Here is a 20,356-nt window from a genome sequence, read left to right as displayed (position 1 = left end):
TCACTCCCCGGCCAGCCGGCTCAATGCTTTCAGCTCATCGCGCATGACGCCAAGCTTTTCCTGCTGCTTCTGGGCGCGCCGCGCCTCGGCGCGTGCTTCGAAAAAGCGCGCGCCTGCAAGCCGGGATTGACGCACAGCCTCATGGCAGCGCAGGTTCAGGCTGGCCGCTTCTTCATTCATGCGCGCATGGCGGGCCTTGGCAACGTGAAACTCACCCGTGGTGATTGTCATCTGCAGGAACCGCGCACGCGACTCCTGCCAGAACTGCGCGGCCTGGTGGACAGCTTCGCGCTTGCGCAATTTATAGTCGTGCAGCGCCTGGCGGCTGCTGCGCCAGCTCTCGCGGGCGCTGCTGCGTTCACGTTCGAGCCGCGCCAGTCTTTGCTTGCGCACGTGAAGCAGCTGGTCCAGGCTGCGGTCCGGCCGCCTGGGTTCAGCCACATCGACGACTTCCCGCTTGCCGCGCCTCATGCCTGCATCCCCATCAGGGTATCAAGCGTTTCCTGGAAAGGCGTGCCGCTGCCGCTGCCGGTGTACTGGCGCAGGAACTCGAGCTGCGCAGGGCGCAACTGCATGGCGCGGTCGGCCGCCGCGTCGGCCCCCGGCTGGTATTCGCCGAGACGAATCAACAGCTCCATCTCCTGGTAGCGCGATAGCAGTTCGCGGAACTGGCCGGCCGCGGCGCGGTGTTCGCGCGAGGTCACATTGCTCATCACGCGGCTGATGCTGGCCAATACGTCGATCGCCGGGTAATGGCCCTGCTCCGCCAGCTTGCGCGTCAGGAGGATGTGCCCGTCCAGCAGGGACTTCGCCTCGTCCCCGATCGGGTCCGAAGACGATTCGCCATCGACCAGCACCGTGTACATGGCGGTAATGGCTCCTTCCGGTGTGCTGCCGGCACGTTCGATCAGGCGCGGCAACATGGTGTAGACCGACGGGGTGAAGCCGCCGCGTGCCGGCGGTTCGCCCGCCGCCAGGCCGATTTCGCGCTGGGCCCGCGCAAAACGGGTCAGCGAGTCGACCAGCAGCAATACCTTTTTGCCGCGCGCACGGAACGCTTCGGCAATGGCGGTAGCGGTAAACGCCGCGCGCGCCCTTTCCATCGAGGTACGGTCGGAAGTGGCGCAGACGATCACGGTCTTGCGCACCAGTTCTTCATCGAGCTCGTGCTCCAGGAATTCATTCAGTTCGCGCCCCCGTTCACCAATCAGGCCGAAGACAATGGCCTCCGCCTCGCAGCCGCGCGCAATCGCCGCCATCAGGGTGGTCTTGCCGCAACCGGGTCCGGCAAATACGCCGATACGTTGCCCCAGGCCCATGGTCAGCATGCCGTCGATGGCACGCACGCCGGTAGGCAGCGGGGTGACGATACGCGGCCTTTCCACAGCCAGGGGGGCGTCGCGGATCACCGGCACCGTGGTACACCACGTGCACGCCACGTCGCTGGCGGCCGGTGCGCGGAACATCTGGCGACCGAAGCCGTCGAGCACGCTGCCCAGCAGGTGGTCGCCCACCTCGATCGTATGCGCGCGCCGCAGCGGTTCGATGACCGTGCTGCTGGAGACGCCTTCCAGCGGGCTGAGTGCCGACAGCACGGCGCAGCGCTCGGTAAAGCCGACCACTTCCGCCAGCATCGGGGCGCTGCCGCGCTGCTGGCCGTGGAGGTGGCAAAGTTCGCCGATCTGCACCGGCGGCATATGCGCTTCGATCAAGGTGCCCAGCACTTGCGCCACCTTGCCGCGGCTGGAGAAGCCGGGATGCGGCGGGAGCTGCGCACTCCACGCTGGAATTGCGGCGCGCATCTGCCGCAGGCTTGCCTCCACTCCGTTCACCAGCGCACCTCGATCGGCCCACGTCCTGCAAAGGTGATGCGGTTGCCGTCGATGGCGGTCAGGCGCACGCCCTTGTATTCGTCGCCCGGATAAAGGCGCTGGCCGTCGCTGGTCACGATGCTGGCCTGGTTGCCCGTCACCAGCTGCTGAATCTGGAATGGCAGCAAGGTATCGGCGCCGCCCAGTTGCACGTCGACCGGGAATCTGATGTCGTTCGCTTTGACGAAATCGGCCAGGATACGGCGGAAACGCAGGGTTTCCTCTTCGTCCAGCGCTCCCTTCATGCGCCATTCGCCTTCATCGAGCTGCAGTTCGAAGCGGCGCAGCATGTCCACCTCGGCCAGGCGTTTGCGGAAGGCCTGGGCCAGGGCTGCGGGCGTCGGCTTGGAGCTTTGCGGCACCACCGCCAGCGCGGCCGGTACCGGCCGCATGGCCGGCGCCGGAGCCGACCTGGCGCTGAAGGCCAGCGAGGCAGCGCCTGCCAGCACGGTGCTGGCGGCCACAGGCAGCCAGATGGCGCGGCTGCGATGCTTCCCCGGCTTTCCCTGCTTTCCAGGCGATGGCGGCGGGACCTGCGCCGCAGGCCGCGCACCCTGGCCCGGTCCTGCGCCAGGCTCAGGCCCAGGGCCGGCAACGCCGGCGGGCGGCGCCGGCGGCGGCTCGCTCCACGGAGCCGCCGCATCGGCAATGCCGATCCAGACCGCTCCGATTCGCGCGCTGGCGCCCGGCGCAAGAACATATTCCTCCAGTTCCGCGTCCGAGCCGGCAGCGCGCAGGCTTCCCTCCAGCGCCGCGAGCAGCCAGCGCTCGCCGTCATGGCGCAGCGTGGCGTGGCGGTTCGCTATGCCTGGATCAAGCAACACCACATCCGCATCGTCGCTGGCCCCGATCACGTAGCGCTCACCGCCCAGCGGCAGGCTGGCGCCGCGATGCAGTCCACTCAGGATCCGCAATTCCAGCCCGGATAGTTCGCCCATGTCTCCACCTCCACAGTTTCCGGCGCACCGATCGCGCCGCAACGATGAGTGGCAAGCCGGCTCCGGCAGGTTCCGTCAACTACGCTTCGATCATGCCGACCGGCTGGATCCGCAGGTGCTGGGTCAATTCGGAAAAGGCGAACACCGGCACCGAAAAGAACTCCTCTTCGATCAGCTTGCGCACCGAGCGGCGGATGTCCGCCGCCGTCACCAGCACTGGCGGCGCCACCGGAGAACTCACGCTGTGCGACAGCTCTCCCAGGCGGTCGAGGATCATCTGCTCGGTCTCGGGATCGATATCGAGATAGCTGCCCTGGCTGGTCTGGCGCATGGCGTTGCGCAGCAGGTCCTCCAGTTCCGGCGACAGCAGGATCACCTCGATCAGCCCGTTGCGCGCCACTTCAAAGCACAATTGGCGCTTCAGGGCCAGCCGCACATAATCGGCAATCACGTCCGGATCGCGTTCTTTGGGGGCCCAGTCCAGGGTCGTTTCCAGCAGCAGCCTGGCATTGCGCAGGGATACGCCCTCGCGTGTCAGGCGCTGCACCACTTCCGTCAGGCGCGGCAAGGTCAGGGTCTTGTTGACTTCCTTGCCAAGCTCCGGATAGCGCCGTTCTGCCCAGCGCGTGAAGCGGATCACTTCATTGACGCCGACGAACATCTGGCAGTTGCGCAGCATTTCGACTTCAATATCGGCGCCGCAAACAGCCTCCCAGCGCTGGTACTGCACGCCGGCTTCGGACAGCGCCGCTTCGTCCTCGATGCGCACCCAGGTCCGCCGGCGCCGCGAACCGGCCACTGGGGCTTCGACGGCAGTGAAGCCCAGCTCCTGCAAGCGTCCCGCCGCCTCCTGGGTCGAACCCCAACCGAGCCGGATCTCTTCGTCGATCAACGGCACCTCGGCCATCAGGAAATGCACCCGCCCTTCGGGAATGGAATGGTGGTATTCGAATTCGATAGGTTTCAGGTCGGGGATGCCGCGCCGCTCCAGCATGCCATTGCGCATGACGCGCACGGCTACGCGGATAGTCTCCGCATCGGGCGTATCGCGCATCGACTCCGGCATGCGCAGGATGAAGGGCGTGGTGGCGGAAAAGTTGGTCAGGTCGACGATGCTGGCGTTCTGCCGCTCCTTCTCCTGTGCCGCCCTCTCCTTTTCGGCGTCGGCCAGCGGCTTGAGCATGCCGATCACGCCCGCTCCAGCCAGGCCCAGTGCCAGCGTCAGGAAAACCAGGGTCGGCATGCCGGGAATGGCGCTGAACAAAAGCATGATGGCTGCCGTGGTGAGCAAGGCCTTGGGTTCCTTGAACAGCTCCCCCACAATGTCCTGGCCGATATTGCTCTCTTCGCCCTCGTCGCCATCGCCGCTCACGCGCGTGGTGATCATGCCCGCGCCGAGGGAGATCAGCAGCGCCGGAATCTGTGCAATCAGGGCGTCGCCGATGGTCAGTATCGAATACACCTGCATCGCCTGCGACGCTTCCATGCCGCGCTGCACGATGCCGATCGAGATGCCGCCCACCAGGTTGATGGCCACGATGCAGATGCCGGCAATCGCATCGCCTTTGACGAACTTCATGGCGCCGTCCATTGCGCCGTGCAGCTGGCTCTCCTGTCCCAGCTTGGCGCGTTTCTCCTTGGCCTCTTCCGCCGTCAGGATGCCGGCCCGCAGGTCGCTGTCGATCGACATCTGCTTGCCGGGCATTGCATCGAGCGAAAAACGGGCCGATACTTCGGACACCCGCTCCGAACCCTTGGTGATGACGATGAACTGCACCACCGTCAGGATCAGGAAGATCACCAGGCCCACCACCAGGTTGCCACCCACCACGAAATTGCCGAAGGTCTCGACGATATGTCCCGCGTCGGCCTCCAGCAGGATCAGGCGCGTGGTCGATACCGAGATCGCCAGCCGGAACAAAGTGGTCAGCAGCAGCACTGCCGGGAAAGTGGAAAATGCCGTCGGTCCCGGCATATACATGGCGACGATCACGATCAGCGCCGAAGCGCCAAGGCTGCAGGCGATCAGGATGTCCAGCAGCCAGACCGGCATCGGCAAGGCCAGCATGAAGACAATGCCGATCACCAGGCCGGCGGCAAGCAGCTCGGCGCGCTTGGCCACCTTGGCGGCGATCCCGTTCAGGAACAAGACGATAGCCATCGATTGCATGCTGTGATTTCCTTATGCAGGCTGGCGCCGGGAGATCAGCTCCAGGCAAGGTTGCGCACCGAACGCGCGGCGCAGTGCGGCCATGTCGGCGGACATGCCCAGCTCCGTCGCCGCGTAGCCGGCCAGCAGCAACAGGTTCTTTTCGCCAGGCCAGAGTTCCAGGCATGCGCTGGCCAGCGCATGGGCCTCCTCATGCTGCATCGCGCCGATGTGGCCCCAAACCAGGCCGATGGCCGCGCCCAGTTCTTCCGCCATTCCCGCCTTAGTGCTGCGCTGTCTCATCCTCGCCTCCCCCAGCGGTTTGCAATGCGCGATCCGGTTCGGCGTCGCTGCGCCGCATCTGCTGCCAGCGCAGCCGCAGCTGCACTGCCGTTTCCACCACCTGGACGGCGCGCAAGGCGGGACCTCGCGCTTCGAGAGGGTGCTTGAGCGCCTGCTCGATCAGCATTTTTTGCAGGCCGCGCAGCGAAGGCAGGGGGTTGCCGCGCCAGACCGGGTTATCGAAACTGAGCTCCGGCCCCACGGCTTCGGCCAGCAGCGCCAGTTTGGGATCGGCACTGGGCACCGGCGGAGGGAGCGACAAGGCTTCCTCCGCCGGCAGCAGCAAAGGCCGCGATTTGCCCGTCTGCAGCGAGGGCGCCAGGCTGTGGATCTCGCCGGCGTCGGCCAGTCCTTGCAAGCCGAGGCCTGCCGCATCGTTCAGGCGCGTGTTGATCACCGTAGCAACTCCTCGGCCGCCAGCCATTCGTGGTCGTCCAGGCCGTTCGCCTCGCTATCGGCGCAGCGGCGTACCAGGTACCAGCTGCCGTCGGCGAAAAGCGCCGGCAGCCATGCTCCCAAACGCCGCACATCGGCGCCGCGGCGGCGCAGCAGGATCCCTGCCTGCCGCGGCGGTCCTTCCCCTGCGCCCACGCCAAGCGCCAGCAGCACGCCGCGTTCCAGCGGATAGACAAACAATCGCGTGCCGCCGGCCAGCGCCGCCGTGGCCACGGCACCATGCAGGCGGGCCTGCGCGGCCAGCTGCGTATACAGCTCGTTCAGTTCTTCTTTCATTGCCTGCCCCTCATGGCATCGCGCTCGCCCCTGGAGCGCGCAGCGATACTGTCGCGCCATTCCTGTTCGCGGCGCTCCGCCTTGCTTGGCAACAGGGGAAGTTCGGAGTGCGCTGCGTGGGCCTGGCGCTGCAATTCGTCAAGCAGCTCGCGCCGGGTCGCCAGCTTGTCCGTTGCCCACAGGGTCGCAGGCAAAGCCTCCATGGCGGAGCGCAGCAGCGACCATGCCTTGCAGCGGGCCTCAGCACGCAGCGGCTTCACATCGCCCAATTGCGCCATCAAAGTGGCAGCCTTGGCTTTGCCCCAACCGGTTTCCGCAGCTGTCAACAGCTGCACCGCCAGTTCCGGCACATCCGGCTGCGCCACCAGCGCCGCCTGGTCGGCCAGGTCGCGCCGCAGCGTTTCGGCGAGTTCGAATACCGACCTGACGACGGTGAAGGCCTTTGCATCCGACATCGTCAGCCAGTAGCGCCCCATCCTGCGCTCAGGATCCCGCCGCAAATCCGCTCCCATGCCGCCCTCCCTTTAAAGTCCCGCCATCATGCGCGAGCGCAGGCTTTCCATCGCCGATACGCAGTGCTCCGCGCCGAAATTGCGTATCAGCGCCTTGAGCATGCTCAGTGGCGTCAGGGGCACGTCCACGCGGCCTTTTGCTTTGCCGCCGATCAGGAAGCGCAGTTCGCGCGTCGTCGGCAGCGGTTCTTCCGCCATCGACTCCATGGCGCCATGCAGTTCCTCGGTTTCCTGCAGCGTGTGGCGCAGGTCGCCCGAACTACGCTGCATCATGTCGCTCATCATCTCATTGAGCGCGCCTTTCAGCGCCCTCTTCCTGTAGGCGCTCAAGCCCTCCAACTGGTCGGCTTCGCGCAGTGCCTCCAGCAGGGCGTTATAGCTCTGGACCATATCGAAGCGTTCGGCAAGCATCGCTTCCGCAGCTGCCCGGCCCTGCTGGCTGCTGTCCTCGCGCAGCATCTCCAATGCACGCTGCACGGGATGCCATTCATCGTGCCCTTCGTCAAGCTGCCCCGGACTGCCCACGTGCGCTGCCTTGCTGGCCTGCTGGCTGCGTGATTTGTCGCGCAGCGAGCCGCGCGGCGCCGTCCTGACCGTCACCGGCACCCGGCGCTGTTCCAGCGTCTTGTTCAGGAAAGCCAGTTCTTCCTTCACGCCAGCCTCGATATCGACTGATTCACGTGACTTCAGGTCGACCGTCACGTGTGATTGCCGCAAGCTATTGGCGGAAGCAGCTTCCGGTTTCGCAAGCCGTGCCTGCAGCTCCAGTGCAACGGGGCTCGGGGGGGAGTTATATACGTTCTTCATGCGGCATCAGTGGCAGCGCCGGCCGGCGCGGTTCCGCACAAACGACGGTAAATCCAGACGCCTTTCCTCAACTTTTTTCAAAGTCTCATCAATGTTCACGGAAGCGCTACAGACTGCAAACCGGCTGCTATCTTTCACCTTACACAAGCCGGGGCGCCCACTGCACAAGGCGCCCTGCCCGACGATACCATCCTGCCCAGTGGGGGAACTCATGTACCAAACCATGCTTGCAGCCACCGATATCCATAGCACCGGCTACGCCGTACCGGTGCCGGTCCTTGCCAGTGCCAATGTCTTCAACCTGCCTCCGGCGCCGGCCAAGGCGCCCGGCGGCATCGACCTGGTGCATCTGTACCAGAAGCACCGCACCCACTTGCTGCGCTTTGTGCAGCGCTACCTGGGCAATCCGGGCGATGCGGAGGACGTGGTGCAGAACACCTTCGTCGAAGCTTTGCGCTGCGCCGACCAGTTCTCCGGCTTGTCCAAGCCTTCCACCTGGCTGTTCGGCATTGCCTTGAACCTTGCGCGCAACCAGGTACGCCGCAACTGCGCCGACCGTTACGAGGAAACCGACGACGGCTTCCTGGAACAGATCGTCGACACGCATGCCGATCCGGCCCTGCTGTGCGAGCTGCGCCAGATGGCGGGACTGGTGGAGAACCTGCTGGGGGAACTGCCGCAGGCCATCCGCAATACTTTCGAGGCGGTGCTGGATGGGGAAAAGAGCTACGAAGAAGCGGCCAGGGAGCTGGATATCCCGATCGGTACCGTAAGATCGCGTGTGGCCCGGGTACGCGCTGCGGCGCGCCGCCAGTGCGGACGCGAATGAAGGTTCAGCAGGCCGGAGGCTGGTCCAGCGCCAGGCTGGCATGCCAGGCCTGGGCCATGTCGGCCGTTTCCAGTATGGCATCCATCACGCTGCGCTCGTCGCCAAGGCGGGCCAGCGCAATCCTCCGTACCGCGATATGGCAGCCTTCGTCGGCGTGCCACATGCAATCCAGTCCGTCGAAGCGGGCGTTCCGGCCTAGCGGCGCGTAGCCGTCGTGGCCCTGCGCCGGCAACCGCGCCGAGATGGTGAGCCAGGCTCCCCCTTCAGCGGAATCCACCGCGGTACGCGTCACGACCAGCCCGAAGCGCAGCTCCAGGACGGGCGGAGAGGAGGCATCCTGGCCGCATAATGCGCAAAGCTCCGCCAGCAGCGCATTGGCTGCGTGGCCGGAGCCATCGAATTCCCTGCTTTCTGGATGTTCGGCTTGCACTGCGAATGCCCCATGTCGTCGCGCACGCGGCCCGGATGCCGCCCCGGGCCCGACGCTGGCCCATGGCCGGCATATTCTAGCAGGCTACCCTGTTACAGCATGTACAGTGTGCGCCAGATAGGGAGCCGCAGGGCCAGGATCGCCGCCACCGTGCGCGGCAGCCCCTCGCGCAGCTCATGCAACGCAGCTTCGGCAGGGCTGCCCGGAATGCAGCTTGCGAAGTGTCCCTGCAGCAGGCAGGCCACTTGGCGGCTGACGTCATGTGCGTCAGGCTGTGCATCGGCAGGTGCTTGCGCCAGGCATTGGTAGACCAGGCGCTGTGCCAGGCCGGAGTGCAGTCCGCCGCCCAGGCGCGGCGCGGCAAGCGCCTGGTAATGGTCGCCGAAGGTCGACTGGGCCGCGATAGCCCGGTTGAGACGCATGGCCGGCGCCGGATCGACGGTCTCGCTGCCAAGGAAGTACATCGCTGCCTTGCCGGCGGCGGCCAGGCGTGCCGCAAGGCGCGCGGTTGCCTGCAGGCTTTCGCATCGCGGGCCGGCCAGCTCCGGCAGGGATTTGGGCCCGGCTGCCAGTGCGTCGACGATCGCGCGCTGTGCCACGCTGTCGTCCCCGGGCGCGGCAGCGGGCGCTGGGGCGGTTTCCGCCACCGACGTCTGGACCAGCCCAAGCCTGGCAAGCCAGCCGGCCCGGCGTTCTTCTCCCATTCTGCGGGCGCCGCGCACGTAGACGTCTTCACGGAAGCTTGTATTGAGCAGGTAGTCGCGCATCGTTTCGCGCCAGCGGGGATCGGCAATGCCCGCCAGCAGCGCCTGCTGCGGCGCCGTCAGATAATCGTCCATGAAGGCAAGCGGCAGGTCCGCCGAACCGACGAAGTCGAGCCCTGCGGCAGCCAGCTCGCCTGCCACGTCGGCATGATAAAGCGGCTCCCAGCCGCTATTCAGGTATTCGTGCGCCAGGTAGCCGGCCTTGTCCCGCGCCAGGGAAGCCATGCGGTAACCCAATTGTTTGCTGCCGTCGAAGTAGGCGGCGCCGGCCTCCGCCAGCTTACGCGCCAGGTCGCGCGCCTGCTCCAGTTGCGCGATCCGCGGCACGGGATTGCAGTTCGCGTGCTCCAGCAACAGGCGCTGCAAGGGCAAGTTGCGGGTCCAGCCCGGCAAAGCGTTGTAGTTGACGTAGACGATGCCGCCGGGTTTCAGGTAGCGGCCGATGAAATCCACGACGCACTGGCGATTGGCGGGCGTGATCCAGCTGTAAATGCCGTACATGGTGATGTAGTCAAGCGGCGGCAGGTCGACCTTGCCAGACGCCAGCTCGGCAAAGCTGGATTCGAGCACCGTCATGTTTTCCAGCTGCGCCTCGTCCGCCAGTTGGCGCGCGGCTGCCACATGGGCAGGATTGAAGTCATTGGAATAGAAGCGGCCTTGCGGATGGCTGGCCGCCAGGATGTTCGACGTCAGGCCCATGCCCGCGCCCAGCTCGAAATACGTAAAGGTCCGGTCAGGCGGCACCGGCTCGACGCCGTTGAGGATGCAGGCAATACTCAGGTGGCTGGGACTTTGCTCGGCAAAGAACGCCGCCGGATAGTCCAGGTCCGCCACGTAGCCGTCGTTCCAATCCATTGTCACGCTCCTTGGTTGCAGATGACCGCGTGGCCGGAGTCGAGCAGCAAGCCGGCCAGCCGCGCCACTTCAAGCACGTTCTTGCCCTGCATCGCAGGCAGGTGCGCCAGCGCAGCGATGGCCTGGGGCCCGCCGGCCAAGGCATCCAGCATGGGCGCGAGAAGCGCTTCCTTCCGCCCTTCGCCCTCGGCGGCGGCCAGGGCCAGGCGGCATTTTCCCAGCCATTCCGCCTGGCGCATGGGATGCATGCGGCGCGCGCCCCTTACATAGACGTCGCGCCGGAATGCCGTATCCAGCAGGACGTCGCGCACCGTCTCGCGCAATACCGGGATAGTTTGCGCTTCCAGCAGCGCGTGCTGGGCTGGCGTCAGGTAGCGGCCGGGATCACTCCACCAAAGGTCGGCCGAGGCCACGTATTCCAGCTTGGCATCCGCCAGGGTGAGTGCCACGTCGGCGTGGTACAGGGCCTCCCAGCCGCGCTGGCTGAATTCATGGCATGCCGGACCGAAGGCGTCCAGGCGGCTGCGCATGGCAGGCGTATCGTTGTCTGCAAAATATGCCGCACTGGCGCCCCGCAGCTGTTCAACCTGGATGGCAGCATGCAGCCTGCCCTGCTCACGCGCCAGGCGCTGCAAAGGCAGGATGCTGCAGCAGCCTGGCATGGCGTTGTAGCCGACGTAGGCCACGCCGCCAGGCTTCAGGCAACGATTGAGAAGCGCAACGACCTGCTGCCGCTGATTTCGATCCAGCCAGCTATAAGCGCCGCGCAGGACGATGAAGTCCATCGGCGGCAAAGCAGCGTCCAGGTCCGTTCCCGCATCGGCTGCATGGAACGTCCCGTGCGGATGGCTGCCAGCGGCGGCAGCCTGCGCGGACCCGCCGTCGCAGCCCAGCACCAGGCAATTGAAGGCCCGGCTTAGCGGCACGGGTTCGATGCCGCCCAGCACACAGGCGAAGTTCAAGTGCTCCGGCCCAGGTTCCCACCAAAGCTTGTCCATATCGGCGTCTCCTGGCACTCAGGCTTTGCGGGTCAGGCGCCGGATGCGGTGCCAGTTGAAGCCCTCGTCGAGCGTTGTGCATTCCCGCTCGCGCGCGGGCCGTTCACGGTGCATATTCGCATTCGCGCTCATGTTGAACTCCTCTTTGGTGGGTCAGGGATCAGGTGGCGAAGTAGCGATCCCTGTCGGCGTTGCGGTAGTCCTTCATGCTCAAACGGCCGTCATGCTCACCGTTGGTGGCCGACTCCAGCTCCTTGAACAGAGCGTAGTTATCGGCCGCCATGCGCTGCGCCGCCTGCCGCACTTCTTCCGGCACCTGGATGGTATTGCCATCCTTGTCCGTGCAGTAGCCGGTGGTCGCCATCTGGCGCACCTGGTCGACATTCAGGAAACGAATACCGTGCTGCGCCTGGAATTCCTGCATGGTGCGGCTTGCCGCCGTGGCCGAATTCCGGTCGCCACTGCCCGTCCAGACTTCATCCGGATTCCTGATGTAGCGATAATCCGGCTGGTGGCCGCTGCGGCCCTGGATAGTGCCGTCCTTGACCGCTTCGGTGTAATCGCCCTGGCTCAATCTGCCGTCATGTTCACCGTTGGTTGCCGACTCCAGCTGTTTGAACAACTCGAAGTTGTTGGCCGCCATGCGCTGCGCAGCCAGTCGCACATCGTCCGGAACCGGACGGCTCCTGCCGGATTTATCCGTGTAGTAGCCTGTTTCCGCCATCTGCCGGACCTGGTTGACGTCCAGCAGATGGATGTCGTTATCTTTCTGGAAGTCCTTGATCGTCCTGGCCGCATCGGCGCGCGATGGCAGTCCTTCGAAGCCGCCCTCAGGCTCCAGCTCGAAACCGACATCACGCATAAAGCCGCTGCCCTTGCTGATCGAACCATCCTTGACCGCTTCGCCGAAGTCGCCGATGCTCAGCGAGCCGTCATGCTTGCCGTTCGTAGCGCTTTCAAGCTTCTTGAACAGCTCGAAGTCATTGGCCGCCATGGCACGGGCCGCATCCTGCACTTCCTCCGGCACCTGGATGAACTTTCCGTTCTTGTCCTTGCAGTAGCCCGTTTCGGCCATCTGCTGCAGCTGGTCGATGGACAGGTGGCTGATGCCATGCTCTTTCTGGAAATCGTTGATGGTCTTGGCAGCGCCATATTCGCTCGGGCGGTTCGACGAGATATTGCCGTTCATGATCGCGTTCATGAAGTCCAGCAGCGAAATGCCGCGCATCGTCGACGGATAGTCGGAACCGCCGTTGGCCGAAATGGTGCCATCCTTGACCGCATAGCGATAGTCCTCCTGGCTCAGCTTCCCGTCATGCTCGCCGTTCTTGGCCGATTCCAGCTTGCGGTACAGCTCACCGCCGTTGGCCATCATCTTCTGGGCCGCCAGTCGTACGTCGTCATCCACCAGGCGGGTCTTGCCGTTCTTGTCGGTGAAATAGCCCGTTTCAGCCATCTGTTTCACCTGGTCCGGCGACAGGTAGCGGATGCCGTTGTCCCTTTGGAAGGAGTTGATGGTCTTGGCTGCGCTGGATTCCGACGGTAGCTGGCTGCCGCCGTCGCCCGCAAGCAGCATGTTCCTGGCGGCGTTCTTCAGCCACGGTGGCAGGCCCAATTCGTCGAGAACGTCGGCCAGCGGATCGGACGAGCCCTGCTGACGCTGCGAAGGTGCAAACAGGATGTCGCTCGATTCCGCGCCAAGCGGCGAGCCCCCGGTAAACGACGGGCGGAAGAGGCCCGGCGTGTCGTTGTCAAAGGTGGTGGTGATCGTCGTGGTGGTAGTGGTAATCGTGGCAGACATGCTGTTTCCTTAGTCGAGTGATTAAAGGCGCGTCTACACTGCCGCCTGCGAAATCTCTTCCGCTTTCTTGATCAACTTGGTGAACACTGCCACGTTGTTGACGTCGCTCCTTGCGGCAGCGACTTCCTCCAGCTGGCGGACGTACTTCGCTTCGTTGGCGCGCGCTGAGCGTGTTCTTGAGTCGGACATTGTGACGCTCCTATTGCTGGTCGTTGATCGTCTTGGCCATCGCATTAAAGACCTTCAGCTTGGCCAGCGAAGTACCCTGCTGCGAAACCCACAGCTGGAACTCCATGGCTTCGGCGGCGCCCATCTGCGCGGCCTGGCCGAGCGGCATGGATTTGGTCTTTTCCATGGCTTGGCCCGGGCGCGCCTGCGATGGCGCGAACATGCTGTTCTGGTAACTGCTCATATGGTTCTCCTTTGATCGATGCAACAGAGGTGGAACCGGATGGTTCCACCCCTTCACCTCACTCCCTGGCGGGCTTGAGGGGGCTTAGATCAGGGACAAGGCGTTGTCCTGGCCAGCCTTCGCCAGCTTCAGTTTCGCGGCGTTGGCATTCACTGCTTCTTTTGCTGCAGCGGTAGCTTCCTGATCAGCGATAGCGCCGCCGGCGCCGATCCACGAAGTGATTGCGGTCATTCCAGACATGGTTACCTCCTTGGTTGTGGTTGAAGTTGCCGCCTTACGCATTGCGTTGCGACGGTAGCGATATGTGGAGGCCGGTGCGCCGGCAGTTCCATGCATCGAATTCGATTTTTGGTTTGCCTCTTGCGTGGAACCGTATGCCGTAAAGCCGCTACCTATCGGTGCGTTATGTAATGGAACATGCGCAGGAAAACCTCAACCATCAAAGGAGCAGATATGGGCATTCAATTTTCACCGGTCGGCGGCTTCAATTTTTCCTCCCAGGCCAGCGACCTTTTCAAGGACAGCCTGAAATTCAAGTCCAATGAAGACTTGATCAACATGCTGGGAAAGGACAACCTGAGTTCCGCTGCCCGCGACGCGATCAGTCACGAACTGGAGTCGCGCCTCAAGGCCAACCAGGCGGAAAAAAGCGGCGGTGGCGGTGGCGAGGACGAGGACGAGGACGATCTGCAAAAGCTGCTGAAGAAGCTGCAGGACGGCACCATCTCGGCGGAAGAAATGAAGAAGCTGGCGGGCATGCTGGGGGTGAGCGTCGCCACGCTGGAGAAGATCAAGGATAAGGGACGGGAAGAATCCGGAGCGGATATCACCAGCGGTTGAACAGGCTCCGGCTTGCGCTTGCGGCCTTGGGGGCCGCAAGCGCTTCACTTAGATGATGTCCTCCGCCGGGTTTGACGGCTTCTGCTCCGAGCCGCCGCCCAGGACCTTGGCAGCGGTATTGATAACTTCAGGCAGGACGGCGCGACCGATTGCGGCAAGTATTGGCAGCATTTCTGACTCCTTTCAAGGTTGATATGGTGTAGGGCAGCAGCGCCCCAAGCTGAGTGGCAGCAAACAGCGCATGCGTTCCATCGCAGCGCAACGGCAGCGCGGAACCAGCGCAGCCGGCGCAGCCACCTATCGGCAGGCCTGGTGCCGGGCGCATTTGCGCGGCCCCTGTCAGCGCTTGCCGGCGTTCTCACTTGAGACGAGCAAATGGACTACGCAGAACAACAATCACAGGCAGCTTCTCCTTCGCCGCTGGCCCATGCCGGCCAACTGGCATTCTGGCTGGACATGAATCCGGACATGCCGATCAGCGCAACGCCCTTGGCCAAGCCGGCACCGACCGCCCTGCCCGGCCTGGGCGAGCCCGGGCGCCATGTGGCGGACACCCTCGCCGAAGGTTATTTCCAGGCCGGCCCCATCATCCCGCGCAGCCATGCAGGCAAACTCGCACAAGTGATCGGCGGGCTGGTACAGCGCGGCATTCCACCTGTTTTCTGCATGGTCTACGACGCTTTCTGGCAGATGTTCGCGCCGCTCGACCCCGTCCTGCGCCAGCTACTGGGCGAGCGTTACCAGATGATGCCCACCGATATCTGGGCCTGGCACGTGGCGCCGCAGGAAAACGCCACCGGCTGGGGGCCGCACCGCGACCTGCACCACCCGCAAGCCGTCGGCGCCGATGGCCGCCCGCGGATACTCAATATCTGGATTCCGCTGACCGACGTCAGCCCCCTCAACGCCTGCATGTACGTGCTGCCGCAGAACCTGGACCGAAGCCTGGGGCCGGAGGGCGAACAGATAGAACTGGACCTGGGCGACTGGCAGAACGTGCGTGCGCTGCCCGCTCCCGCCGGCGCGCCCCTGGGATGGAATACCCACGTGCTGCACTGGGGCGGTCGCAGCAGCGCACGGGCCAGGCAGCCGCGCATCAGCGTCGGCATCTACTTTCATAACCGCGATTGCGACCTGCACGAAATCAATCCCGACACCGCCCGCACCGGCTTCGCTTCGCTCGATTTCGGACCCGGGCTGCAATTGCCGTTCGAAGCCAGGCTGCAGGCAATCGCCGGCGCAATCTATATGTACAACCGACGCATCCCCGGCGATTTCCCGGAAACCTGGGAGCACATCTTCCAGTTCGCCCGCCAGTACCGGCGCAACTGAGCTTAGCGCCGGTATTTTTTCAAGAGCGTGTTGAGGTGCGCTCGCCCGTGGGAACCGTACCAGTTCCAGATCTCCTCGGAAGCTTCGCGGTTGTTCTCGTAATAAGCCCGGTTCAACGCCAGCCACGAGTTAATGACGAGCAGCGGCTTGCGCAGGCGGATGAACTCCTTGCCGTAGCGCGCCGCCACAGGCGCGTCCATGTCCTCCGGCGTCGACAGCGAAATGGCAAAGCCGTCGATGCGCCCCAGCTTGAGTTTTTCGAAATTGAGGTCGGGATTGGAGGCGCCGGCATCGACTTCCACACCTGCGCTTTGCAGGTATTTGACGTGCGGCGCGCCTTGCGAAACACCGACGATACGCCCGCGCAAGGTGACCGCCGGATCGGCATCGACCGGCAGGTAGTCGCGCGCGCGCACAAAAACCACGACGTAAAGCGGCATGGCGCGCGCCGCATCAAGCTTGCCTTGCTTGTCGCGCGGATAAACGACATTCGGCAGTTCGCCCACCACCTGCGGATCAAACAGGGACATCGCATCGATCGCCCCCTCGTCCAGGCTTTTGTGCAGGCGCGCCGGCGGCATGCGCACCATCTGGACCCGGCAACGGGCGCTGGCCGCGGCATCGCGCGCGAGTTCGGCCAGTGCGCCAGGCGGCTCAGGAGCCTCCGGCCCGGAGCCGTTGTAATAAGGAGGCACCGCCTTGTCCGTATAGCCGTAGCGCAGCGGCTGGCAAGCGCCCTCCGCCTGCCCCACGAGCAGGAAACTTGTCAAAATGGATAACAACGGCCAGGCGCGCATCGAACTTCGGGAAAAGTGGACCCTGCAAGTATAGCGTTCGTCGCCATACACCGGCTTGGCCACTCGCCTACGTCCGGTCAGGCGTCACTCCTACATCCTGGCAGCGGGCTGCAATTATCATTGAAGCAGTAATCCTGCTGAACACGGAGGAAATCATGAGCAAGCCAAGCCAAGCCGGAAAAAATGGGCGCAACAGCAAGCTGCAAGAAACCCAGAACAGCAAAAATGCGGGCAACGCATCTTCTGCAAAAGGCAACAAGCAGTCAGCTGCATCCGAGGGCAAGTCCAGGCAACCAGGAACTGCCTCAAAATCCACGTGATCAAGCTATCGGCGGCCGGTTCTCCGGTGAGAAGTGGCTGTGCCGGCCGAAATGGTCGAGGGTCTTGTCCCAGGCCATATCGGCAGCGGCGCGTAATTGGTCGCGGCCCTTGGCTTGTGGGAACGACTCGATGAAACGATCATAGTCGGCGACGAAGTTGCGCGGATCGCCACCCGGCATGTCCATTTTCAGGTCAAGGCTGCGATCCAGCTGGTTGCCGACCCACATGGCCTCGTGCATCGAGTGGCCGCCGTCATAGTTCAGGAACATCATGGTGCCCAGCAAGGCGTCCTTCGGATCGACCTTCCCGCCCTGGTCCAGGATATCGCCCACCATGTGCATCACGATATTGGTCGATCCGGACACCCCGCTGACGAACGATACGCCATGTTCGAGTGCGGTGTGCAATTCCGGACTGGCCTGCTCCAGGTTGGGACGGTTCCGGTCTCCCGGATGCATGGCCGATTCCCTGCCGCGAACGATGTCGGGCTGGTGGTGCATGGTGATTCCTGATTTCGGCGCCATGCGGTTGGCATTGGCCGCTCCTTCCGTCAGCCGCGCGGCCGCAGGGCCCACTACATTGGCGTAATTCCGGTTCGCCTTGCCCATCCATGGCGCAGCGCCGTGGGCCTGCATGCATAGCGACATCTTGACGCTCACGTATGGAATCGCGATGCAATCAAAGCCATTGTCCATCGGTGCGCGCAACAGGCGCTTCAGCGCGCCGAGAGCATGCTCGGGGCGCGCATTGAAAAAGGCCTCAAGCTCCGGTGACTTGGTTTGCCAGCCCCGCCGCTCGTGACGCATCATGCCTTGCACCTGGAGCGCAACATCCTGCTGCGCTTGCCGCGGCAGCGCCTTCAACGCCAGGTCCAGGTGCAAAGCCAGCGCGCCCATGCCCTGTTTGACGTTCGCCGGCGGGTCGCGAACCAGTTCGGCGATCAGCACCGATTCCATGGCGCGCCCGTAGATGTTGTCGTGCAGCCGCGTCTCGTAGCCGTCCGCCGAGGCGGGGATGTCGTGGCGCAGGCGTTTCACCAGTTTGCCAAGGCCCTCCAATCCCGCTTGCCGGCAATCAGCCTCCACCTGGCGCAACCAGTCCTTGGTCTCGTCGGGCCGCAACTTGTGCTGCATGGTGCGGTCCATCGTTTCGTATCCCAGCTCTTTCAGGAACTGGCGGTGTTCGGGGCGGGCGTCGTGCCGCATATCCCGTATCGCGTAGCCGAGATGGGTCAGGCATTCCATCGGCATCCGCTTGGCCTCGCGCGGGGCGCGGGAGGGGCCCAGGTCCTTGCTCTCCTGGGCATGGACCATTTCGCCGACGTCCCTGACGATGTCGCCCAGTGCGCCCGCAGTCATCCGTGTGCGAGGATCACCCAGCCAGTCGCAGACATCCTGGATAAACTGCGCTGCGGGTGTTCCGTGCAAGTCGTAACGCCGCGTGGTGTTATGCAGCATGTTCACCGCAGCTTGCTTGCCCAACATCTCCGCGTACCGGGCGTCTGCCGGCGAAAGCGTGCCGCTATCGAGCGCAAGCTTTATCTTCGGCTCTGGCGATCCGCCGGCATTTCGCTGCCGGGGATCGTGGGCACGCGACTCATGCCCAAGTACCAGGACGTTGCCCACCATGTCGACGTTATGTTTGGTGTCCCATTTCACCATGTCCAGCACGGTGCTGTTGCAGCCTACCGATTGCGACGGCGGCCCCTCGGCTTGCGAAGTAGAGCCGCGCCATTGCGACTGCAAGGGATGTACCGTCCCGGCGCGCGGCGCAGGCATGCGCGCTGACGGCTGCGGGCTGCCTTGCGCCGGTGCGCGCGCCGGCGGCGACAAGGATTGCGTACCGCCCGCAGTCGGCGGCAAGGCTGGCAAGGGACTGTAGCCGGCTCGATTGAGCATTGCATCTCCATTCACTCTGTTCGGTCACCGAAACGACCTCACTTGGTGGCGCCAGCAACTGCTTTGGTTCCTCTTACGAATCATGGACGCTTGAGCCTGGAGCGCGCCGATGCCGCCCGCTCCCGCACGACGCACCCATGCGCATGATCGTTGATCAGCCCCATGGCCTGCATGAAGGCATAGACAGTTGTCGGCCCGACGAATTTCCAGCCCAGTTTTTTGAGCGCTTTGGAAAGGGCGATGGCCTCATCGGAAGTCGAAACGGTTTGCGGTGCGGCCATCGCATCCTGGGCCGGTTCGAACTTCCAGACGAATCGCGCCAACGATCCCTCGCTTGCGATCAGCTCTTTCGCGCGCTTGGCGTTGTTGATTACCGCTTCGATCTTGCCGCGATGGCGGACTATGCCCTCGTCCCGCAGCAGGCGCTCAACGTCCCGTTCCGAGAAACGCGCAATGCGTCCGATATCGAAGTTATGGAAAGCACGCCGGAAGTTTTCACGCTTGGCCAGAATCGTCCGCCAGCTCAGTCCTGCCTGGAACCCCTCCAGGCAGATCTTCTCGAACAGGCGGGCGTCGTCGACGACCGGAAAACCCCATTCGAGGTCGTGGTAATGCAGGAACTCCGGCGCAGCACCGCACCAACGGCATCGCGCGCCGCCATCTGGCCCAGCAAACAGTTCGCCCACCATGCTCCTCCCTAAAAAAAATGGATTAGGACACTCGTCCTACATAAATGGTAGGACGCTCCCGTCGACCTTGTCAAGCGAACATCTCATGCCGGACCCTGAATAAATTTGGCGGCGGTGTTATGCTCAGCGCGATAAATTCGTTGAGACCCGCATGAAATCCCTGGCTAACGCTATCGCACAATGGACCGAGGACGTCGAAGACTACCAGTCCCCGGTTACCAACCTGTACATGTACCGGCGCAACGAGCCGACAACGCCGAACGTTTGCCTGGTGGAGCCCAGCATCGTGATGGTCGCGCAAGGCGCCAAGCAGCTGGTGATTGGCGAACAGTGCTACCGCTATGATGCCCAGCGTTTCATGGTGACTTCCCTTAACCTCCCCGGCAGCTCGCAGGTACTGGAAGCGAGCCCGGACCACCCTTGCCTTGGCCTGGTGTATAAGCTCGACCTGCGCACCATTGCCGAACTGGCGACGCATAGCAGGCGACCAACGCCGGCCGACATTGCCATCCAGGGAGTGGCTGCTATCGGCAGCATGACGCCCGGGCTGGCCGAGCCCTTCCAGCGCTTGATCGCACTGCTGGACGAGCCCGAAGCCTTGCCAGTGCTGGCCCCTTTGATCGAACGCGAAATCCACTACCGGCTGCTGCTCAGCGACCAGTCCGCGCGCTTGCGCCAGATCGCCTCGGTTGGTACCCAGAGCTTCCGCATCGCACGAGCGCTCGACTGGCTGCGCCTGCATTACGCGCAGCCGCTGCACATCGACGAGCTGGCAGCGCACGTCAAAATGAGCGCATCCAACCTGCACCTGCATTTCCGCCAGCTGACTACAATGAGCCCCTTGCAGTACCAGAAGTGGCTGCGCCTGAATGAAGCACGGCGCCTGATGTTGAACGAGCAGCTCGATGCCGCCAGCGCTGCGTTCAAGGTCGGCTACGAAAGCCCCTCGCAATTCAGCCGCGAATACAGCCGCCTGTTCGGCGCGCCGCCCAAGCGCGATATCGACGCCATGCGGCGCGACGCTGCCGCTGCCTGATAC

25 protein-coding genes are annotated in these 20,356 nt (G+C 63.9%); 5 read left to right on the top strand and 20 right to left on the bottom strand.

The genetic code is table 11. The features are described 5' to 3' along the window. The 9 genes from ASD07_RS07725 to ASD07_RS07685 all read right to left on the bottom strand — a co-directional run bounded on the left by ASD07_RS07725 (window position 1) and on the right by ASD07_RS07685 (window position 7,351). Window positions 1–471, bottom strand: coding sequence for a hypothetical protein (locus ASD07_RS07725; RefSeq protein ID WP_055927569.1), 471 nt, complete (start codon window positions 469–471; stop codon window positions 1–3). Beyond that, window positions 468–1,802: a FliI/YscN family ATPase gene (locus ASD07_RS07720; RefSeq protein ID WP_055927567.1), complete on the bottom strand. Its 1,335-nt coding sequence runs from the start codon at window positions 1,800–1,802 to the stop codon at window positions 468–470. Before ASD07_RS07720 ends, ASD07_RS07725 begins: the two co-directional genes overlap by 4 nt. Before the next feature lie 26 nt (window positions 1,803–1,828). Beyond that, window positions 1,829–2,809 (bottom strand): FHA domain-containing protein, encoded by a 981-nt coding sequence (locus ASD07_RS07715; protein WP_055927564.1) that lies wholly within the window; start codon window positions 2,807–2,809, stop codon window positions 1,829–1,831. Window positions 2,810–2,888: 79 nt separating this feature from the next. Then, window positions 2,889–4,979: a type III secretion system export apparatus subunit SctV gene (sctV, locus tag ASD07_RS07710; RefSeq protein ID WP_055927558.1), complete on the bottom strand. Its 2,091-nt coding sequence runs from the start codon at window positions 4,977–4,979 to the stop codon at window positions 2,889–2,891. 12 nt (window positions 4,980–4,991) lie between these two features. Next, window positions 4,992–5,261: a hypothetical protein gene (locus tag ASD07_RS07705; protein WP_156397922.1), complete on the bottom strand. Its 270-nt coding sequence runs from the start codon at window positions 5,259–5,261 to the stop codon at window positions 4,992–4,994. Then, entirely contained in the window at window positions 5,242–5,697 is a 456-nt protein-coding gene (locus ASD07_RS07700) for a hypothetical protein (RefSeq protein WP_229207089.1), read from the bottom strand. Before ASD07_RS07700 ends, ASD07_RS07705 begins: the two co-directional genes overlap by 20 nt. Continuing rightward, window positions 5,694–6,032, bottom strand: coding sequence for a hypothetical protein (locus tag ASD07_RS07695; RefSeq protein WP_055927552.1), 339 nt, complete (start codon window positions 6,030–6,032; stop codon window positions 5,694–5,696). The genes ASD07_RS07700 and ASD07_RS07695 overlap by 4 nt, the downstream gene beginning before the upstream one ends. Further along, the gene (locus ASD07_RS07690) at window positions 6,029–6,544 is read right to left on the bottom strand and encodes a hypothetical protein (protein ID WP_055927549.1); all 516 of its coding nucleotides are present in this window, start codon (window positions 6,542–6,544) and stop codon (window positions 6,029–6,031) included. Before ASD07_RS07690 ends, ASD07_RS07695 begins: the two co-directional genes overlap by 4 nt. 12 nt (window positions 6,545–6,556) lie before the next feature. Further along, window positions 6,557–7,351 carry a hypothetical protein gene (locus tag ASD07_RS07685; RefSeq protein WP_156397921.1) on the bottom strand — a complete coding sequence of 265 codons (795 nt, stop codon included), beginning with the start codon at window positions 7,349–7,351 and terminating at the stop codon, window positions 6,557–6,559. A 211-nt stretch (window positions 7,352–7,562) separates the two neighbouring features. Between ASD07_RS07685 and ASD07_RS07680 the strand changes: the two genes are divergently transcribed. Beyond that, window positions 7,563–8,180 carry an RNA polymerase sigma factor gene (locus ASD07_RS07680; RefSeq protein WP_229207088.1) on the top strand — a complete coding sequence of 206 codons (618 nt, stop codon included), beginning with the start codon at window positions 7,563–7,565 and terminating at the stop codon, window positions 8,178–8,180. A 4-nt stretch (window positions 8,181–8,184) separates the two neighbouring features. On the opposite strand, the gene ASD07_RS07675 is transcribed toward ASD07_RS07680, so the two are convergent. The 7 genes from ASD07_RS07675 to ASD07_RS30705 all read right to left on the bottom strand — a co-directional run bounded on the left by ASD07_RS07675 (window position 8,185) and on the right by ASD07_RS30705 (window position 13,680). Continuing rightward, window positions 8,185–8,610, bottom strand: a complete 426-nt coding sequence (locus ASD07_RS07675) for a hypothetical protein (protein WP_055927543.1) — start codon at window positions 8,608–8,610, stop codon at window positions 8,185–8,187. A gap of 92 nt (window positions 8,611–8,702) precedes the next feature. Next, window positions 8,703–10,229, bottom strand: coding sequence for a class I SAM-dependent methyltransferase (locus ASD07_RS07670; protein WP_055927540.1), 1,527 nt, complete (start codon window positions 10,227–10,229; stop codon window positions 8,703–8,705). Window positions 10,230–10,231: 2 nt separating this feature from the next. Then, entirely contained in the window at window positions 10,232–11,227 is a 996-nt protein-coding gene (locus ASD07_RS07665) for a class I SAM-dependent methyltransferase (protein ID WP_055927537.1), read from the bottom strand. Window positions 11,228–11,387: 160 nt separating this feature from the next. Next, on the bottom strand, window positions 11,388–13,028 hold the full coding sequence (locus ASD07_RS07660) for a hypothetical protein (protein WP_055927534.1): 1,641 nt from the start codon (window positions 13,026–13,028) through the stop codon (window positions 11,388–11,390). 33 nt (window positions 13,029–13,061) lie between these two features. After that, window positions 13,062–13,217 carry a hypothetical protein gene (locus ASD07_RS31375; protein ID WP_200953780.1) on the bottom strand — a complete coding sequence of 52 codons (156 nt, stop codon included), beginning with the start codon at window positions 13,215–13,217 and terminating at the stop codon, window positions 13,062–13,064. 10 nt (window positions 13,218–13,227) lie between these two features. Then, window positions 13,228–13,440: a hypothetical protein gene (locus ASD07_RS07655; RefSeq protein WP_055927531.1), complete on the bottom strand. Its 213-nt coding sequence runs from the start codon at window positions 13,438–13,440 to the stop codon at window positions 13,228–13,230. An 84-nt stretch (window positions 13,441–13,524) separates the two neighbouring features. Next, entirely contained in the window at window positions 13,525–13,680 is a 156-nt protein-coding gene (locus ASD07_RS30705; protein WP_156397920.1) for a hypothetical protein, read from the bottom strand. A 213-nt stretch (window positions 13,681–13,893) separates the two neighbouring features. Here ASD07_RS30705 and ASD07_RS07650 point away from each other — a divergent pair, with 213 nt between their 5' ends. Continuing rightward, a complete protein-coding gene (locus tag ASD07_RS07650) occupies window positions 13,894–14,280 on the top strand; it encodes a hypothetical protein (protein WP_055927528.1) in 387 nt (128 codons plus the stop codon). Between the two features lie 48 nt (window positions 14,281–14,328). On the opposite strand, the gene ASD07_RS32035 is transcribed toward ASD07_RS07650, so the two are convergent. After that, entirely contained in the window at window positions 14,329–14,451 is a 123-nt protein-coding gene (locus ASD07_RS32035) for a hypothetical protein (RefSeq protein ID WP_255356985.1), read from the bottom strand. Between the two features lie 204 nt (window positions 14,452–14,655). Between ASD07_RS32035 and ASD07_RS07645 the strand changes: the two genes are divergently transcribed. Beyond that, window positions 14,656–15,612 (top strand): phytanoyl-CoA dioxygenase family protein, encoded by a 957-nt coding sequence (locus ASD07_RS07645; protein WP_055927525.1) that lies wholly within the window; start codon window positions 14,656–14,658, stop codon window positions 15,610–15,612. 2 nt (window positions 15,613–15,614) lie between these two features. Here the strand turns inward: ASD07_RS07645 and ASD07_RS07640 are convergent, their stop codons facing one another. Beyond that, entirely contained in the window at window positions 15,615–16,382 is a 768-nt protein-coding gene (locus tag ASD07_RS07640) for a hypothetical protein (protein WP_156397919.1), read from the bottom strand. A gap of 182 nt (window positions 16,383–16,564) precedes the next feature. Here ASD07_RS07640 and ASD07_RS30700 point away from each other — a divergent pair, with 182 nt between their 5' ends. Continuing rightward, complete coding sequence (locus ASD07_RS30700) at window positions 16,565–16,729, top strand: hypothetical protein (RefSeq protein WP_156397918.1); 165 nt, start codon at window positions 16,565–16,567, stop codon at window positions 16,727–16,729. On the opposite strand, the gene ASD07_RS07635 is transcribed toward ASD07_RS30700, so the two are convergent. Beyond that, window positions 16,730–18,628, bottom strand: a complete 1,899-nt coding sequence (locus ASD07_RS07635; RefSeq protein WP_055927520.1) for a hypothetical protein — start codon at window positions 18,626–18,628, stop codon at window positions 16,730–16,732. It abuts the gene before it with no gap. A gap of 80 nt (window positions 18,629–18,708) precedes the next feature. Further along, complete coding sequence (locus ASD07_RS07630; protein ID WP_055927517.1) at window positions 18,709–19,317, bottom strand: DNA-3-methyladenine glycosylase I; 609 nt, start codon at window positions 19,315–19,317, stop codon at window positions 18,709–18,711. 151 nt (window positions 19,318–19,468) lie between these two features. Between ASD07_RS07630 and ASD07_RS07625 the strand changes: the two genes are divergently transcribed. Then, window positions 19,469–20,353, top strand: coding sequence for an AraC family transcriptional regulator (locus ASD07_RS07625; RefSeq protein WP_055927515.1), 885 nt, complete (start codon window positions 19,469–19,471; stop codon window positions 20,351–20,353). Window positions 20,354–20,356: the final 3 nt, after the last annotated feature.

It is taken from the genome of Duganella sp. Root336D2 (genome assembly GCF_001425005.1).
GTDB lineage: Bacteria > Pseudomonadota > Gammaproteobacteria > Burkholderiales > Burkholderiaceae_D > Rugamonas.
Note: the sequence above shows the minus strand (reverse complement) of the source record. Positions and strands in the feature narration are given on the sequence as shown.

Bases quoted from the DNA above. Each gene is read 5' to 3' on its own strand.
- ASD07_RS07725 (WP_055927569.1), bottom strand. From the start codon at position 471: ATGAGGCGCGGCAAGCGGGAAGTCGTCGATGTGGCTGAACCCAGGCGG.
- ASD07_RS07720 (WP_055927567.1), bottom strand. From the start codon at position 1,802: ATGCGCGCCGCAATTCCAGCGTGGAGTGCGCAGCTCCCGCCGCATCCC.
- ASD07_RS07715 (WP_055927564.1), bottom strand. From the start codon at position 2,809: ATGGGCGAACTATCCGGGCTGGAATTGCGGATCCTGAGTGGACTGCAT.
- sctV (WP_055927558.1), bottom strand. From the start codon at position 4,979: ATGCAATCGATGGCTATCGTCTTGTTCCTGAACGGGATCGCCGCCAAG.
- ASD07_RS07705 (WP_156397922.1), bottom strand. From the start codon at position 5,261: ATGAGACAGCGCAGCACTAAGGCGGGAATGGCGGAAGAACTGGGCGCG.
- ASD07_RS07695 (WP_055927552.1), bottom strand. From the start codon at position 6,032: ATGAAAGAAGAACTGAACGAGCTGTATACGCAGCTGGCCGCGCAGGCC.
- ASD07_RS07690 (WP_055927549.1), bottom strand. From the start codon at position 6,544: ATGGGAGCGGATTTGCGGCGGGATCCTGAGCGCAGGATGGGGCGCTAC.
- ASD07_RS07685 (WP_156397921.1), bottom strand. From the start codon at position 7,351: ATGAAGAACGTATATAACTCCCCCCCGAGCCCCGTTGCACTGGAGCTG.
- ASD07_RS07680 (WP_229207088.1), top strand. From the start codon at position 7,563: ATGTACCAAACCATGCTTGCAGCCACCGATATCCATAGCACCGGCTAC.
- ASD07_RS07670 (WP_055927540.1), bottom strand. From the start codon at position 10,229: ATGGATTGGAACGACGGCTACGTGGCGGACCTGGACTATCCGGCGGCG.
- ASD07_RS07665 (WP_055927537.1), bottom strand. From the start codon at position 11,227: ATGGACAAGCTTTGGTGGGAACCTGGGCCGGAGCACTTGAACTTCGCC.
- ASD07_RS07660 (WP_055927534.1), bottom strand. From the start codon at position 13,028: ATGTCTGCCACGATTACCACTACCACCACGACGATCACCACCACCTTT.
- ASD07_RS31375 (WP_200953780.1), bottom strand. From the start codon at position 13,217: ATGTCCGACTCAAGAACACGCTCAGCGCGCGCCAACGAAGCGAAGTAC.
- ASD07_RS07655 (WP_055927531.1), bottom strand. From the start codon at position 13,440: ATGAGCAGTTACCAGAACAGCATGTTCGCGCCATCGCAGGCGCGCCCG.
- ASD07_RS30705 (WP_156397920.1), bottom strand. From the start codon at position 13,680: ATGTCTGGAATGACCGCAATCACTTCGTGGATCGGCGCCGGCGGCGCT.
- ASD07_RS07650 (WP_055927528.1), top strand. From the start codon at position 13,894: ATGGGCATTCAATTTTCACCGGTCGGCGGCTTCAATTTTTCCTCCCAG.
- ASD07_RS32035 (WP_255356985.1), bottom strand. From the start codon at position 14,451: ATGCTGCCAATACTTGCCGCAATCGGTCGCGCCGTCCTGCCTGAAGTT.
- ASD07_RS07645 (WP_055927525.1), top strand. From the start codon at position 14,656: ATGGACTACGCAGAACAACAATCACAGGCAGCTTCTCCTTCGCCGCTG.
- ASD07_RS30700 (WP_156397918.1), top strand. From the start codon at position 16,565: ATGAGCAAGCCAAGCCAAGCCGGAAAAAATGGGCGCAACAGCAAGCTG.
- ASD07_RS07635 (WP_055927520.1), bottom strand. From the start codon at position 18,628: ATGCTCAATCGAGCCGGCTACAGTCCCTTGCCAGCCTTGCCGCCGACT.
- ASD07_RS07630 (WP_055927517.1), bottom strand. From the start codon at position 19,317: ATGGTGGGCGAACTGTTTGCTGGGCCAGATGGCGGCGCGCGATGCCGT.
- ASD07_RS07625 (WP_055927515.1), top strand. From the start codon at position 19,469: ATGAAATCCCTGGCTAACGCTATCGCACAATGGACCGAGGACGTCGAA.